Source organism: Streptosporangiales bacterium (genome assembly GCA_009379825.1).
GTDB lineage: Bacteria > Actinomycetota > Actinomycetes > Streptosporangiales > WHST01 > WHST01.
Map to the genome: position 1 here is coordinate 66929 of WHTA01000005.1, position 15647 is coordinate 82575.

General features: G+C 71.8%; 13 protein-coding genes and 2 pseudogenes. 9 read left to right on the top strand and 6 right to left on the bottom strand.

Annotation, left to right across the window (positions count from 1 at the left end; translation table 11 throughout):
- Window positions 1-20 precede the first annotated feature (20 nt).
- Together GEV07_04115 and GEV07_04120 are read right to left on the bottom strand one after the other, a co-directional pair.
- Window positions 21-584 carry a dehydrogenase gene (locus tag GEV07_04115; protein ID MQA01933.1) on the bottom strand — a complete coding sequence of 188 codons (564 nt, stop codon included), beginning with the start codon at window positions 582-584 and terminating at the stop codon, window positions 21-23.
- 68 nt (window positions 585-652) lie between these two features.
- Window positions 653-1810, bottom strand: coding sequence for a glycosyltransferase (locus GEV07_04120; GenBank protein ID MQA01934.1), 1158 nt, complete (start codon window positions 1808-1810; stop codon window positions 653-655).
- Window positions 1811-2076: 266 nt separating this feature from the next.
- Here GEV07_04120 and GEV07_04125 point away from each other — a divergent pair, with 266 nt between their 5' ends.
- The 5 genes and pseudogenes from GEV07_04125 (at window position 2077) to GEV07_04145 (ending at window position 6902) form a co-directional block, all read left to right on the top strand.
- Entirely contained in the window at window positions 2077-2796 is a 720-nt protein-coding gene (locus GEV07_04125; protein ID MQA01935.1) for an ANTAR domain-containing protein, read from the top strand.
- 84 nt (window positions 2797-2880) lie between these two features.
- Complete coding sequence (locus GEV07_04130; GenBank protein MQA01936.1) at window positions 2881-3507, top strand: phosphoribosyltransferase; 627 nt, start codon at window positions 2881-2883, stop codon at window positions 3505-3507.
- 274 nt (window positions 3508-3781) lie between these two features.
- Window positions 3782-5636, top strand: a pseudogene (locus tag GEV07_04135) (transketolase).
- Between the two features lie 43 nt (window positions 5637-5679).
- A complete protein-coding gene (locus GEV07_04140; protein MQA01937.1) occupies window positions 5680-6333 on the top strand; it encodes a hydrolase in 654 nt (217 codons plus the stop codon).
- Between the two features lie 23 nt (window positions 6334-6356).
- A complete protein-coding gene (locus GEV07_04145; GenBank protein ID MQA01938.1) occupies window positions 6357-6902 on the top strand; it encodes a DUF2784 family protein in 546 nt (181 codons plus the stop codon).
- 12 nt (window positions 6903-6914) lie between these two features.
- On the opposite strand, the gene GEV07_04150 is transcribed toward GEV07_04145, so the two are convergent.
- Window positions 6915-7979: a LacI family DNA-binding transcriptional regulator gene (locus GEV07_04150; protein MQA01939.1), complete on the bottom strand. Its 1065-nt coding sequence runs from the start codon at window positions 7977-7979 to the stop codon at window positions 6915-6917.
- A 53-nt stretch (window positions 7980-8032) separates the two neighbouring features.
- Between GEV07_04150 and GEV07_04155 the strand changes: the two genes are divergently transcribed.
- The 3 genes from GEV07_04155 to GEV07_04165 are packed head-to-tail and all read left to right on the top strand — an operon-like array spanning window position 8033 to window position 11840.
- A complete protein-coding gene (locus tag GEV07_04155) occupies window positions 8033-9370 on the top strand; it encodes an MFS transporter (protein MQA01940.1) in 1338 nt (445 codons plus the stop codon).
- On the top strand, window positions 9367-11142 hold the full coding sequence (locus tag GEV07_04160; GenBank protein MQA01941.1) for a hypothetical protein: 1776 nt from the start codon (window positions 9367-9369) through the stop codon (window positions 11140-11142). Before GEV07_04155 ends, GEV07_04160 begins: the two co-directional genes overlap by 4 nt.
- A 56-nt stretch (window positions 11143-11198) precedes the next feature.
- A complete protein-coding gene (locus tag GEV07_04165; GenBank protein ID MQA01942.1) occupies window positions 11199-11840 on the top strand; it encodes an FCD domain-containing protein in 642 nt (213 codons plus the stop codon).
- A 12-nt stretch (window positions 11841-11852) separates the two neighbouring features.
- Here the strand turns inward: GEV07_04165 and GEV07_04170 are convergent, their stop codons facing one another.
- Entirely contained in the window at window positions 11853-12554 is a 702-nt protein-coding gene (locus GEV07_04170) for an HAD-IA family hydrolase (GenBank protein MQA01943.1), read from the bottom strand.
- Window positions 12555-12567: 13 nt separating this feature from the next.
- Window positions 12568-13824: an aminotransferase class I/II-fold pyridoxal phosphate-dependent enzyme gene (locus tag GEV07_04175; GenBank protein ID MQA01944.1), complete on the bottom strand. Its 1257-nt coding sequence runs from the start codon at window positions 13822-13824 to the stop codon at window positions 12568-12570.
- A gap of 89 nt (window positions 13825-13913) precedes the next feature.
- Between GEV07_04175 and GEV07_04180 the strand changes: the two genes are divergently transcribed.
- Entirely contained in the window at window positions 13914-14789 is an 876-nt protein-coding gene (locus tag GEV07_04180) for an SIS domain-containing protein (protein ID MQA01945.1), read from the top strand.
- A 12-nt stretch (window positions 14790-14801) separates the two neighbouring features.
- Here the strand turns inward: GEV07_04180 and GEV07_04185 are convergent.
- Window positions 14802-15624: pseudogene (locus GEV07_04185) on the bottom strand (hypothetical protein).
- Window positions 15625-15647: the final 23 nt, after the last annotated feature.

Below are 15647 nucleotides of genomic sequence, written 5' to 3' on the forward strand. Positions count from 1 at the left end.
CCGGGGACCGTGGCGGAGTGTCATATCCGCGCCTGGTTCTCCACCTGCACAGCTCCCATCGCGGTGTAGAGCTTCTTCATCAGGTAGTTCTCTTCGTTGTCCAAGGTGGCGCCGCCCAGGCTCGCGATGCCCATGGTCCTGCGTACGGGACGGCCGTCCTCGTCGACGTCCTGCCAGGACTCGCGGCGGGTGGTGAGCACCCGGTCGGCGATCATCTCCATCGCCTGCGACAGCGGGAGCTGCTCCCACTCGGTGCCGTGCGGGCGCCGGTAGAGCACCGTCCCGGCGCGGCCGGCGTGGGTGACGAGCTGCTTGCTGGCGGCGCCCTTCGGGCACAACCGGCCGCGGGAGATCGGCGAGTCTGGGTCGCCTTCGATCTGGGTGACCGCGCCGTCCTTGACGTACACGCGCTGGCCGCAGCCGACCGCGCAGTACGGGCAGACCGACTGCACCACCTGGTCGGCCGCCGCCGTGCGCGCACGGCGTTGCGTACGGGACCTGGCCGCCTCGCCACGCGCCAGCCGGTCGGACCCGCTGAGCTGGCGGAATGCCGGCCACGCACCCAGCCAGCGCCGCAGGCCCATGACGCGCTCCTCCCCGTGGGGTACTCCTCCTCCCTACCCCATCAGGGCGAGCGTTATGCCCGCAACGGTCACGCCGGGCTACTGAGCCGGAACGAGCCGACGCTGCGGCTACCGCTGAACCGGCCGCTGCCCAGGGCGTTGGTGTACACGCCCTCGACACTCTCGGCGACCCGGTCCCAGGAGTAGCAGACGGACGCGCGGTCCGCGGCGGCGATGCCGTACGCGCGGCGGCGCGGCGGGTCGTGCAGCAGCTGGTGGATGGTCGCCCCCATCTGCTCGGCCTCGGCGGCGACGAGCCGGCCGGTCACCTTGTCCACGACGATCTCGTCGCGACCGCCTGCGCTCGTCGCGAGCACGGCGGTCCCGCAGGCCATCGCCTCGACACAGCCGGCGATGCTGGCATCGGTCGTCGGCGTGCTCACCACGAGGTCCGCGGACTGGAAGAGCCGGGCGAGCTCCGCTGGCGGCGGGTCGTCGACGACCTCGACCCGGTCGGCGACGTCGAGCTCGGCGGCCAGGTCCCTGCGCTGGTCACTGGCGCTGTCACCCTCGGGGTAGTCGACGATCAACAGCTCGGCGTCCGGCACCGAGCGCAGCGACCGGATCAACAGATCGCTACCGTGCCCGTCGGCGGTGCCGTCCGGGCACACCAGCCGCAACTGGCCGTCGTGTTCGACCCGCGAGCCGTCCGGCACGAAGAGCTGGTCGTCCACGCCGTACGGGACCACGGAGATGTCCCCTCTGGCTACCCCGCGCCTGGCCAGCACGTCGGCCTGGGCGCGGCTGGCCACCACGGCCCGCTCGGCGCGTTGCCCGAGGGCGGCCGCGAGCCGCTGCACCTGGCCGTCCAGGTGCGAGCCTTCGGTGTCGCGGTAGTCCTGGACGAAGGCGACGTCGTCCCGCTCGGCGGCCACGGTGGCCAGGCCGGCGGTCCACGACGAAGCGTGCGCCAGGTCGGGCGCCTCCTGCTGCCACCGCCGCCGCAAACCCGCGGCGTAGCGGGCCGGCATGTCGTCGTCCTCGGTACCGACGTCCACGTACTCGACGCGAACACCGCGTGCGCTGCCGGCCGTCGACGAGTCGTCGTCGGACGGTACGTAGACCGTTACGTCGTGGCCGCGTTCCACCAGCCGGCTCGCCAGCGGTACTACCTGCGACTGCGTGCCGGTTGGTTGGTACGTACGCTCAGGGGGCAGTGTTTGCCCGGTCACCATCGCGATATGCATAGCTTCACCTCAGTGAGGCATACCAAACGGGTGAGGACGAGGACCCTCGAGAGAATGTGCGTCGCATCGTGCACCAAGCCCACCCGTTTGATCGGGAAATGCGAGGCGCGCTGCTTGACCTTCGCACGAGAGGGCCTGTTCTCGACCGCTCTCCACCTTCACTGTAGGCACCACCACCCCGTCTCCTCAAGCCCGGCTGCCTGCTTTGACCCAAGCTTGACGTTTGTGCCGGCTATAGTCATTGCCTGGACGGAGAGGTAGGTCCCGTGTTGTCCGAAGAGCACGATCTCGCGCGGTGGTTCGCCGCCGCTGCCCGACATCTCAGGGCAACCCAAGGTACGGGGACTACCGTCGCGGAGATCTGTGACCTGGCCGTCGCAGTCGTCGCCGGCTGCACGTCCGCGTCCGTCACCGAGGCGCACCACGATAGGGGCATGCTGCTCGCCGCGACCGACGAGACCGCGAAGGCGCTGCACAATGTGCAGTACGAGCTGCGCGAAGGGCCGGACCTGGAACAGATCTGGCAGGAGCGGATCGTCTGGTGCGACGACTTCGCGGACGAGCGCCGCTGGCCCAGGTTCGCCGCGCACGCGGTCGAGAACGGCGTGCACAGCATGGTCGCGATTCAGCTGTTCACCCAGGACGACACCCTGGGGTCGCTGAACCTGTTCGCCGCCCAGCCCGGCGCGTTCGACGAGGTCACCCGTGAGGTCGCACAGATCTTCGCCTCCCACGCTGCGGTCGCCCTGGCCACAGCGAACGAGCAGGCGCAGCTCTCCGAGGCCCTGCACACCAGGCAGCGCATCGGCCAGGCGACCGGCATTCTCGCCGAGCGGCACGGTCTCACGACCGAACAGGCGTTCACGCTGCTCGCCCAGTCGTCGCAGAACCACAACATCAAGGTGCGCGACCTGGCCAAGCGGATCGTCGCCGCCGAGGACGCCGCCCGTGGGAGTGCTCGACAACGGACGGTCACGACGGGGTAGTTCTGGTACCCGAGGAGCAACGACCCGGCAACGCCTAGCGACGCACGCCGCCGGGCAGCCGATGCCGTGAGGTGGTGAGCAGACGTGCGATTCGACGACCGCAGGGACGCCGGCCGGCAGCTGGCAACGCACGTGGCGGCGGCGAGACCCGCGGACCCGCTGGTACTCGGGCTGCCGCGCGGAGGCGTACCGGTCGCAGCAGAGGTCGCTGCCGCGCTCGACGCGCCGCTGGACGTCTTCGTCGTGCGGAAGGTCGGCGCTCCCGGTCATCGGGAGCTCGGTATCGGGGCCGTCGCCGAGGGCACCGACGACCTCGTCGTCTCCGACACCGCGGCAACCGTCGGCGCGACCCGCGACGAGGTCACCGAGCTGGCCGCGGCCGAACGGGTGGAGCTGGAGAGGCAGTGTCAGCGGTACCGCGGTGACCGGCAACTGCCCGACGTCACACGGCACGACGTCGTGCTCGTCGACGACGGGCTCGCGACCGGGGTGACCGCGGAAGCCGCCCTGCGCGCACTGCGTACCCGAGGGGCGCGCCGGCTCCTGCTTGGCGCACCGGTGTGCGCGCAGGAGACGGCGGACCGCCTGACGGCGCTGGCCGACCAGGTCGTGTGCGTGCTGTCGCGGGTCGACTTCCTCTCGGTGGGCGCGTGGTACCAGGACTTCCGCCAGGTCGACGACGCCGAGGTACTTGCCGCCCTCGGCCGCTGACCGGACACGGGTGCTACCCGAAGATGCTCACGCCTCCGGGACCGACAAGCAGCCCGACCACGATCAGCACGATTCCCCAGATCAGCTGCTTGCGGATGATGGCGAAGACGCCGCCGACCACTAACAGCGCAGCGATGATCCACAGCAGAGTTGCCATGCCAAACTCCTCGTCTCGTGATTCGTGGACGCTGTGCACGTCCACTGCCGGTCTCCCTACCCACAGCGGATGGCGCTACCCATGAATGCCTGTGCTCACGCCGGGTAGGTGCACCGCATGCTTGCTACTCGCCAACGCAGCCAGTTCCTCGCCGAGCTCGGCCAGCAGCTGCGGGTCGACGCGGTGCACTGCGCGGCGACGGCGGGGTCGGGGCATCCCACCTCGTCGATGTCGGCCGCCGACCTCGGCGCCGTGCTGCTCGCGCACCTGCGGTACGACGTCAGCGCGCCCGACGACCCACGCAACGACGCGTTGCTCTTCTCCAAGGGGCATGCCTCGCCGTTGCTTTACGCCATGTATCGGGCGATGGGCGCGATCTCCGCCGACGAGCTCGGCAGCTACCGCCAGCTGGACAGCCGGCTGGAGGGACACCCGACGCCGCGGCTGCCGTTCGTACCGGCGGCGACCGGGTCGCTCGGCCAGGGGCTCCCGATCGGTGTCGGCATCGCGATCGCCGGCCGGCAGCTGAGCGACGACCCGTTCCGGGTCTGGGTGCTGTGCGGCGACAGCGAGCTCGCCGAAGGCTCCACCTGGGAGGCGGCCGAGCACGCCGGGCACGCCGGCCTGGCCAACCTGGTCGCGATCGTGGACGTGAACAGGCTCGGCCAGCGCGGGCCTACCAGGCTCGGTTGGGACACCGCCGCGTACGCCAGCCGGTTCGCCGCCTTCGGCTGGCACACGGTGGAGGTCGACGGGCACGACACCGCCGAGATCGACCGCGCGTACACGGATGCCGAGGACAGCAAACGTCCGACGGCGATCCTCGCCCGAACCCTGAAGGGCAAGGGCGTGGCGGCTGTGGAAGACCACGAGGGCATGCACGGCAAGCCGCTGAACGACGCCGACGGCGCGATCGAGGAGCTCGGCGGCGTGCGGCACCTGGACCTTGCGGTCAGCCCGCCGGCAGGTTCCCGGCCAGGGCCGAACGGCACGCTCCCGGCCGGCGCCGACATCCAGGTGCCCCGGTACGACACCGGCAGTGCGACGGCCACCAGGACGGCGTTCGGCCACGCGCTGGCCGAGGTCGGCTCCGCACGACCGGACGTCGTCACGCTCGACGGCGAGGTGAGCGACTCGACCCGCACCAGCTTCTTCGCCGAGGCGTTCCCCGACCGGTTCATCGAGTGCTACATCGCCGAGCAGCAGCTGGTCGCGGCCGCCGTGGGAATGCAGACGCGCGGCTGGACACCGTACGTCGCCACGTTCGCCGCGTTCCTGACCCGCGCGTACGACTTCGTGCGGATGGCCGCGATCGGCTCGGCAGACATCCGGCTCGTCGGCTCGCACGCGGGCGTGGAGATACGGGCCGGACGGCCCGTCGCAGATGGGCCTGGAGGACCTCGCCTGCTTCCGTGCCGTGCACGGCAGCACCGTGCTGTACCCGTGCGACGCCAACCAGGCGGGCAAGCTGACCGCGGCGATGGCGGACGTGGCGGGCATCAGCTACCTCCGCACGACACGCGGCGACACTCCGGTCATCTACCACCCGGACGAGGACTTCCCCGTCGGCGGCAGCAAGGTGCTGCGGTCCTCCGCCGGCGACCGGGCCACCATCGTGGCCGCGGGTGTCACCGTGCACGAGGCCCTCGCCGCGGCAGAGGAGCTCCGTGCCGAGGGCACGGCCGTGCGCGTGGTCGACCTCTACTCGATCAAGCCGGTGGACGTGCCGACCCTCCGCGAGGCGGCGGCGAGCACCGGCTGTCTGGTCACCGTGGAGGACCACTGGCCGGCCGGCGGGCTCGGCGGCGCCGTGCTCGACGCTCTCGCCGTCGCCGACGAGAGGCCGCGGGTGGTGAAGCTCGCGGTGCAGGGGATGCCGGGCTCGGCACGCCCGGCGGAACAGCTCAGCCGTGCGGGGATCGACGCGAAGGCGATCGCCGACGCGGTACGACGGGCCGCCGCACCAGCGTAGCCTGGCAGGAGACCAGCAGACCATGAGTTCCGGCGGGTCACCAATGTTCGTCGACGAGAACGTCCAGATCGACCTCGGCGCAGCCGTCCTCGAGGCCGATCTCGCCATCCCGTCCGAGGCCATCGGCGTCGTCGTCTTCGTGCATGGCAGCGGCAGCGACAGACAGAGCCCGCGCAACCGGCAGGTCGCGGAGACGCTGTTGCGCGACAGCCTCGGCACGGCCCTGGTGGACCTGCTCACCGCCGAGGAGGACGAGCTGGACCGGGTCACCAGACAGGTGCGGTTCGACATCCCGCTGCTCGCCGAACGCACCACGGCCATCGTGGACTGGTTGACCGCGGAACCCCGCACCGCCGACGAACCCGTCGGGCTGTTCGGTGCGAGCACCGGCGCGGCGGCCGCGCTGATCGCGGCCGCCAACCGGCCCGACGCGGTGCGCGCCGTCGTCTCCCGCGGCGGCCGGGTGGACCTCGCGGAGGCCGCCCTGCCGCAGGTGGTGGCACCCACCCTGCTGGTCGTCGGCGAGCACGACGCACCCGTCCTGGAGATCAACCAGCGGCTGCAACCGCAGATCGCGACCAGCAGGCTGGACGTGGTGCCGGGCGCGACCCACCTGTTCGAGGAGCCGGGTGCGCTCGACCAGGTGGCCGAAGCTGCCGGGGCGTGGTTCGCGCGCCACCTCCCCGGCCACCGATGAGCGATCTATGCTGGTAGGAGACGCTGCGGAGGTCGGTCGTGAGCTATCCGACGCGTCGGCCACAGGCCACGCGCGAGCAGGCACAGGAGCTGGAGTGGTTCCGGTGGCTGGCGGACGCGGTGGCCGTGCTGCACTTCAGCTACCTGGGCTACGTGGTCGTCGGCGGCTACCTAGCGTGCTGGCTGCGGAAGACGTTCCCGCTGCACGCGCTTGCGGTGGCCTGGGCGCTGGCGGTGGTCGGCACGCCGTTGAACTGTCCGCTCACCTCGCTGCAGAACGCACTGCTCGTCAGGGGTGGCGAGCCGTCCCTGCCCGGGACCTTCCAGCAGACCTACCTGCACGAGTTCTATCCCGCACGGTTCCAGTCCGCCGTGTACGTCATGGCGGCGCTCCTGGTGGCAGCATCGTGGGCGATCCTCGCCAGGACCGCCGCCAGCCGGTCGCCGCGCAGGTTGGCCGCGGTCGCACGGCTGCTGTGCGATCGCGCCCATACCCAGGCGGCGCTCCCGCCCGGCCGGGAGCGGGCCGCCGCCGGTCGGCATCGGCCGCACGGTGTGGCCAGACCGTGAGCCGGCGTGCCGTCACCTGGTGGTGGAGGCGCGGACCTTCAGGGTGGGCGTGAAGACCCGCGGCGGTGGCTGGTCGTGGCCGTCGAGGCGGTCCACGAGGAGCGCGACGGCGGCGCGGGCGATCCGCTCCGGGTGCAGCTCGAGCGCGGTGATCTGCGGGTCGTGGCCGCGCGCGACCTCGCTGTCGGAGAGCGCCACCAGCATGACGTCGCCCGGCGTCGCCAGGCCGTGCCTGCGGGCGGCCGCCGCAGCGCCGGCGGCGAACCGGCCGGACGAACCGATGATCGCGTCCGGACGCTGACCCGCGCGCAGCAGCTCGTCGACCGCCTCGTCGGCGCCAGGTGCCCCGGTGCCCTCGAACAACGGCACGACGGTGCCGACGTGCGGACGGTCGCGCAGCCACGCCTCGAAGCCGAGCCTGCTGCCCCTGTTCCAGGCGTTGTCGTCGGTGCCGACGAGCAGCACGACGTCCCGCGCGCCCGCGGCGTCCAGGTGGTCGAGCACCTCGGCGATCGCGCCGGTGTCGTCCCTGCCCACCCACCAGCCCAGCTCCGGGTGGTCGGGGTCGGGATCGGCGCTGACCAGCGGCAGGCCGCGGCCGATCAGCTCGCCGAGCAGCCGGTCGGAGCCGCTCGGCGACACCAGAATGCAGCCGTCCATCGGCAGCCGCCTGGCCTCCGGGCCGAGCGGGTCGGGGATGTGCAGCAGGCCGAGTCCGCGGTCCAGGGCGGCGGTCGCGGCGGCACCGGCGAGCCGCTGGTGGTACTCGGTGCCCATCAGCGAGCCGTGTACCGCGTCGCGCGGCCGGAACACCAGGCCGAGGATGCCGAGCCGGCCGGTGCGCAGCGACCTGGCGGCCTCGTTCGCACGGTAACCGAGCCGGTCCACCGCCGCGGCCACCTTGGCGCGGGTGGCAGGTGCGACGACGCGGCGGCCGGACAGCGCGTGCGACACCGTGGTGGCCGAGACGCCGGCCGCCTCCGCGACGTCGCGGATCGTCACTGTGCGGTTGCTCGCAGTCCCGGTCTCCTCGGCCACGGGACGAGTATCGCGCACCGGGGTTTGCCGCGGGGTCAGCCTGTTCTATGGTGATGCAAATCGATTTGTAAGCCAGGGCAGAAAGGCTGTCGATGACCACCGGACGCCACCGCCAGCTGCGGCGCGTCGCCGCGTCGAGCATGGTCGGCACCACCATCGAGTGGTATGACTTCTTCCTCTTCGGCCTGTGCGCCGCGCTCGTCTTCCCCGGCGTGTTCTTCCCCGCCGGCAACGAGCAGGCGGCCACGCTCGGTTCGTTCGCCACGTTCGGCGTAGCGTTCCTCGCCCGCCCGCTCGGCGCCGCGGTGTTCGGGCACTTCGGCGACCGGCTGGGCCGCAAGACCTCGCTGATCGCGACGCTGCTGCTGATGGGCATCGCCACGTTCTGCATCGGCCTTGTGCCCAGCTACGACACCATCGGCATCGCCGCCCCGTTCCTGCTCGCCGTGCTGCGCATCTGCCAGGGCTTCGCGCTCGGCGGGGAGTGGGGCGGCGCGGCCCTGCTCGCCGTCGAGCACGCACCGAAGGGCCGGCGCGGCTTCTACGGCGTGTTCAGCCAGCTCGGCAACCCGCTCGGCTACTTCGCCGCCAACGGGGTGCTGCAGGTCATCGTGTTCGCGGTGTCCGAGGAGGCGTTCCTCGCCTGGGGCTGGCGGATCGGCTTCCTGTTCAGCGGCGTGCTCGTGCTCGTCGGCCTCTACATGCGGCTGAACGTCACCGACGCCGCGGTCTTCAAGCAGGCCAAGGAGTCCGACGACACCGCCAAGCCACGCGTCCCGCTCGTCGCGCTGGTGCGCGACCACTGGCGGGTGCTAGCCGCCAGCGTGCTGCTGCAGGCGTCGTTCTCGCTCGGCGCGTACGGCCTGATCACCTACTTCGGCAGCTACGCGCAGACCGAACTCAAGGTGCCGAGCAGCTGGGTGCTCATCGCCGGCATGGTCGGCGCCCTCGCGTCGATGCCGGCGTACGTGGTGTTCTCCCGGCTGTCCGACCGCATCGGCCGACGACCAGTGTACGCGATCGGCATCTGCTCCTGGCTGGTGATGGCGTACCCGTTCTACGCGCTCGTCCGTACCGGCACGCTGTGGGGCCTCGTGCTGGCCAGCGTGATCGCCTGGACCCTCGGCCACGCCGGCACGTACGCGGTGCAGTCGAGCTTCCTCGCCGAGCTCTTCCCCACCAGGATCAGGTACACCGGTGTGGCGATGAGCTACCAGCTGTCGTCGGTCCTGTGGAGCGCGCCGACGGGGTTCGTGGCCGCCTGGCTGTTCGCCACGACCGGCACGGTGTACTCGGTCTCGACGCTCGTCGCGGCGAGTGCGGTGCTCTCGCTGCTCGCGCTCCCGATGCTCAAGGAAACCAAGGAGCGCGGCCTCGGCGACGAGGGCGAAGAAGTCACGGACACCGAGACCGCGGAGGCCACCCGATGACCAGCTCGTCCACGCAGCACATCACCCGCACGCCCGCGCGCGGTCACCGCGGCGCCGTCGCCGCCGCACGCCAGGTCAGCGTGGACGCCGGGCTGGCCATGCTGGAAGCGGGCGGCACGGCGGTCGACGCCGCCGTCGCGGCCGGGCTGGTCGCCGGCGTGGTCGAACCGATGGAGACCACGCTCGCCGGCTCCGGCTTCCTCGTCGTCGCCGAAGGCGACGGCACGGCGCACAGCGTGGAGTTCGGCCCGCGCGCGCCGGCCGCCGCCCGACCGGACATGTACGAGGTCGACGAGGGCGCCGCGGCCGACCGCGGCCTCGGGGTGTCCACGGTCGTCGGCGACGCGAACGTCACGGGCGCGCTGGCCGCCGGCATCCCAGGCACCATCGCAGGTCTGCTCGCCGCACACGATCGGTTCGGCCGGCTGGACCGGCAGACGGTGCTGGCACCCGCCGTCCGGGCCGCGTACGACGGTTTCCCCGCCGACGAGTACTACCTGGTCGACGCGGTCGACAACCTCGCCGCGCTACGCCGTGACCCTGGCGCACGCGAGGTGTTCCTCGCCGGCGGCGACCCGTTCCCCGTGCCGCACCTGGGCACCGCGACGCTCGGCACCACCCGGCTTGTGCGCCAACCGGCGCTCGGCCGCATCCTGGAGATCGTCGCCGACCGCGGCCATGACGGCTTCTACGCGGGCGAAGTGGCGGCCGACCTGGTGTCGACGGTCCGCGAGCTGGGCGGCCGGTGGACCGAGGCGGACCTGGCCGGCCGACAGGTGAGCATCGGCACCCCGCTGCGACTCACCTTCCGCGACGTCGACGTGTGGGCGCCGGTCGCACCGTCGGGTGGGCTCACCGAGCTGCAGCTGCTGAACGTCTGGCAGGCGTTGCTGCCGGAACGCGACGGCCGGTCGGTCGACGACCCGCAGCGGCTGCGGCAGCTCGCGGAGGCCAGCTGGCACTGCTTCGCCGACAGGTACCACTGGCTCGGCGACCCCAACTTCGTGCCGGTTCCGTCCACCGAGCTGCTCGGCGACCCGTACGCCGCGGAGCTCGCCGAGCTGGTGCGTACCGGCGCCGCGCCGCCGGTCTCGACACCGGCGGAGGGCTTCCCTTGGCAGGTGTTCGCGCGCCGTGCCGTGCACGACCCGTGGCGGCACGGCGGACGCGAGGGGCCGACCTGGCAACCGGGCGGCGCGACCACGCCGACGGCCGGCACGACGCACGTCTCCGCGATCGACGGCGACGGCATGACCGTGTCGCTCACCCACACGGCCGCGAACCACTTCGGCGCCAAGGTGGTGTGCCAACGTACGGGCCTGCTGCTCGACGCCGCCATGGGATGGTTCAACGCGTACCCGGACGCCGCGAACAGCATCGCCGGCGGCGCGCGGCCGCTGGCGAACATGGGCCCGGTCGTCCTCACCAGGAACGGCCGACCGACCGCGGCGGTCGGCGCGCCCGGCGGCCGTCGCATCGTGGACGCCGTCGTGCAGCTGGTACAGGGCATCGTCGACCGGTCGCTGTCGGCGGGCGACGTCGTGCTCGAACCCCGCATCGACGCGAGCGGCAGCGCGGCGCTCGTCTCGGAACGCCTCGGCGCCGCCGCGGAGGCGATGGCCGCGGCCGGCCTGCCGGTCAAGGTGGTGCAGGAACAGCACAGCCCGTACGGCTACGAGCTCGGCCGGCCGGTCGTGGTGACCCGCGACGCGGACGCCGGCCTGACCGCAAGCACCGACCCGATCGCGAGGGGTGCCGCGGGCGCGCTCTGACGGCTACGGCATGACGGTCTGACTGATAGCCTGCCGGGGTTCGGAAGGTGGGCGGCATGAGCGTGACGTTGCAGACCACGAGCACGCGGGACGCGCTCGTCGCCGAGATCCGCAAGCACATCCTTGGCGGCACCTTCGCACCCGGGCAGCCGTTGGTGGAGATCTCGCTGGCCACCATGTTCGGCGTGGCACGCCCTACGGTGCGGTCCGCGCTGCAGGTGTTGGTGAGCCGCCACCTCGCGCAACCGTCGCAGGGCCGTTCGCTCGTCGTACCGGTGCTGACCGAGGACGACGTGCGCGACCTGTTCCTCGTCCGCAAGCCACTCGAGCTGGCGGCCGTGCAGCGCATCGTCGACGAGCGGTTGGACCTCGACGCCGCCGAGCGGCAGCTGGTCGCGTTCGAGTCGCTCGCCGCGGACGCGAGCTGGGCCGAGCGGGTGGAGGCACACACGGCGTTCCACAACGCGCTCGTCGGGTGCGCGCGCAGCCCCCGGCTGGACCGCGTCTACCCGCCGCTGCAGGAGGAGATGCAGCTGTGCCTCGCCCAGCTGCAGTCCGACTACCCGGGCGCGCAGGACCTGGCCGCCGAGCACCGCACGTTGTTCCGGCGGATCGCGTCGCGCGACCTCGGCCGCGCACAGCGCGCGATGCAGGCGCACCTCGACCGTGCCGTAAGGAACTTCGCCGCCAAGAAGTAGCGGCGGCTGGCATCAGCTGTGCAGCGCGGCTTCGGCGAAGGCGGCCATCGACGGGTACTCCCAGTCCGGGGTGACCGATGCGCGCGGGTCGGGGGTCGCGCCCCAGCCAGGCCGGTCGTGCCTGCGGTTGATCCACACGCCGGGCAGGCCCGCGGCCCTGCCGGGCACGTGGTCGTGGAAGAGGCTCTGCGCCACGTGCAACAGCCGCAGCCGGCTGTCGTCCGCGTACTGCTTCAGTACGTCGAAGTTCCGCTGTGCCGGCTTGTAGCTGCCCACGTCCTGGGCGGTGATCACGTGGTCGAACTCGACGTCGAGCCGCTTCCTGCTTCCCTCGAAGCTCTGCCGGTCGACGTTCGACAGGATGATCAGCTTGAACCGCTCGCCCAACGCCGCCAACGCATCGTGCGAGTCGTCGAACGCGGGCCAGTCGGGCACCGAGGCGCCCAGCCGCTCGGCGTCCTCGTCGGACACCGGGTAGCCGAGCTTCTCGCCGGTGGCGCGGAACGCGCCGGCCAGCACGACCGGGTAGAGCGTCGCCGGCCGCTCCCTGGCGACGCGCGCCTCCTCCTCCGCGTACGCGACGAGCGCCTGTTCGTCGGTGATCCCCGAATCGAACTGCCGCGCCCACGGCCCGACCACCGCGGCGATACCCGTCTCCCAGTCGATCAGCGTGCCGTAGCAGTCGAAGCTGAGCGCGTCGTACTCGTCGAACATAACGGTTATACTGTCATACAGAGACCTGGTTCGCCACTGAGCCGAGGATGCCGCGCAGCTGCTCCAGCGACCCGGCGATCCACGGCAGCCGCACCGGGTCGTCGGACGCCAGCGCGGCCCACCGCTTCTCTGTGTCGCCGTACAGCAGGCTGGTGGCGACGCGGAACCGCAACGCGTCAGGAGCGTCGCCGAAGCTCTCCCCCGGCAACACGGCGAGGCCGTGCTCGTCCAGCAGGTACCTGCCGAGGTCGGCGCCTGAGCGCACGCCCTGCCGGTCCAGCCCGGGACGGACGGCCTCGAGGTCCGGATAGAGGTAGAAGGCAGCATCCGGCGTACGCAGCGTCGCACCCGCGGCCGCGAAGGTCTCCGCGACGGCGGCGGCAACGGCACCGTGCAACCGGCGCGCCCGCGTCACGTGCTCGACGACCTCCGCGGGCTCGTCGAGCGCGTACACCGCGACGTTCTCCATCGGGCTGGCGATGCACGACCACAGCTCGGACGCGACGCCGAGCATGGTGTCGCGCCACCGGGCAGCTTCCGCGGTGTCAGGCAACCGGGCGAACCCGATGCGCCAACCGCCGAGCGCCAGGTTCTTGCTGAGCCCGCCGGTCACGATGGTGCGCTGCGGCAGGTAGCTCGCCGGGCTGGCTACTGCGCCGCCGTCGTGCACGAGGTCGCGGTAGATCTCGTCGGAGAGCACGACCAGGCCCTCGCGCTCGGCGATCGCACACACCTCGCGCACCGCGTGCTCGGGAGCCAGGGTGCCGGTCGGGTTGTCGGGCAGCGTGACCACGAGCAGCCGCGGGTCGGCGCCGGCCGCGCGCGCGTCCCGTACGACGGCCACGAGCCGGTCGGGATCGGGCACCCCACCGTAGCCGTCGGCCACCGGCACGCCGATCACCTTCCTGCCAGCGAGCGCCGCCTGTGCCGCGTACGTGACCCACGAAGGCACCGGTAGCACCACGTCGCCGCCGACCGCGGCGAGCACCGCGTACAGCAGCGGCTTGCTGCCGGGTGCGAGCAGCACCTGGTCGGGTCCTGTGGGCAGGCCGCGACGGCTCCAGTAGCCCGCGGCCGCCTGCCGCGCCGCCGCCGATCCCGCGACCGGCGCGTAACCGTTGGCGGCCACCGCCTCGTGCAGCCGGTCCGCGAGCGCAGGGTGGACGGGCAGGCCGGCTTCCCCGAAGCCGAGGTGGAGCACCTTGCGGCCGGCGTCGCGGTAGGCCGCCACCCGCTCGTTGATCTCCAGGGTTGCCGAGTGTGCGACCACGTCTCCTCCTCGCGCCGGCGGCGGGATGCAAATAGACTTGCAAACAACGCTAGACATGCAAAGATGTCGCGGTCAAGGAGAGGAGCGGCATGACCGCACCACCGGAGACGTTCGACGAGCTGGTCGGCGAGCTCCAGCACCGACTGCCGTCGCTGTCCCCCGCGCACCGGCGGCTCGCGCAGCGGATCATGGCCGACCCCGAGGCCGTCGCGTTCATGACCATCTCCGAGCTGGCGGCGGACGCCGGTGTCAACGAGGCGACGGTGGTGCGCTTCGCCGGCAGTCTCGGCCTGAAGGGCTACCCGGGAGTCGCTCACCTCTGCCGACTGCGGCTGCGCGAACAGGCCCAGCTGCTGCACCGCTACGACACCATGGAGAGCGACGGTGAGGAGCTACTGCAGCGCGCCACCATGGCCGACCAGGCGAACATCGCCCGCACCGTCTCCCGCATCGAGCCGGCGACCTGGGACGCGGCCGTCGCGGCGCTCAGCGAGGCGCCACGGGTGCACGTGATGGGCCTACGCAAGTGCCACGCACCCGCGTACCTCCTCGGCTACCTGCTCCGGATGGTGCGCGAGGACGTCGAGACGGTCACCGTAGGGGCGGGCACCCTCGCCGACGACCTCCGCCGGGTACGGGCCGGCGACTGCTTCGTCGCGCTCGCGATCCACAGGTACAGCACGGAGACCGTACGCGCCGCAGGCTGGGCGCAACGCCGCGGCGCCCACGGCATCGCGCTCACCGACAACCCCGGCTCACCGCTGGCACTCACCGCGGACGAGGTCTTCTACGTCGACGTGTCGGGGCCGTCCGTACTGCGATCGGTGACCGCGTTCACGTCGCTGACGCAGGCGTTGGCCGGCGGCGTCGCGCAGGCGCTCGGCCACCAGGCGCGCGAGACGCTACTCGACGAGGAGGCGCTGCTGCGCGACTTCCACGCCTACACCGACGAGGCCGGCGGCTGACGACGCGACGGGTCAGGGTCGCCTGGCGACGCCGCAGTACAGCCACCGGCCGCTGTCGTCGTCGGCCTCGACCGGGTCCTCGCATCCCCACAGCCCGAGGAACGTGACCTTGGGCTCTGCCCCCTCGTACGGCGGCACGATCTCCAGGTCGGCGAAGTACATCTCCACCTGGTCCCTGGACCTGAGGTAGATGCTCTCGTTGGTGTTCTTGTAGACGCCGAAGAGCCCGCGTAGCGCCGCCGGCGGCTGCTTGTCCGCCGTCACGTGGCTGAGCGCGAGGTAGCTGTCAGGCGCACACGTCTCCATGTACGTCGCGACCGCGCCGAGCGGGTCACGCTGGTCGGAGACGAAGTGCAGCACGGCGGTGCTGAGCACGGCGACCGGCTGCCCGAAGTCGATCAGGTCGCGCGTCTTCTGGTGCCCGAGCACGTCGTCCGGCTTGCACGCGTCGGCGTGGATGTACTCAGTGTTCACCGAACCCGCCACGAGCTCCTGGCCGCGGTCGACCGCACGGGGGTCGTCGTCGACGTACACCACCCCGCGCGTCCCTGTTGATGCGCTGCACGACCTCGTGCGTGTTGTTCTGGGTGGGCAACCCGGCGCCGAGGTCGAGGAACTGCCGGATGCCCTGCTCGGCGAGCCAGCGAGTGGCGCGCTGGTGGAACGCCCGGTTGGCGCCCGCGATGATCTCGGCTTCCGGCACCGCGGTACGCAGCTGGGTGGCCGCCGCACGCTCGGCGTCGGTGTGCTTCGACCCGGCGAGGTACACGTCGTAGATCCCGGCCGCGGTGGGCTTGGCGGCCTCCTGACCAGAAAGCTGCTCGGTCTCCGCCATCCCACTCCGATGGTCGAGCGTGC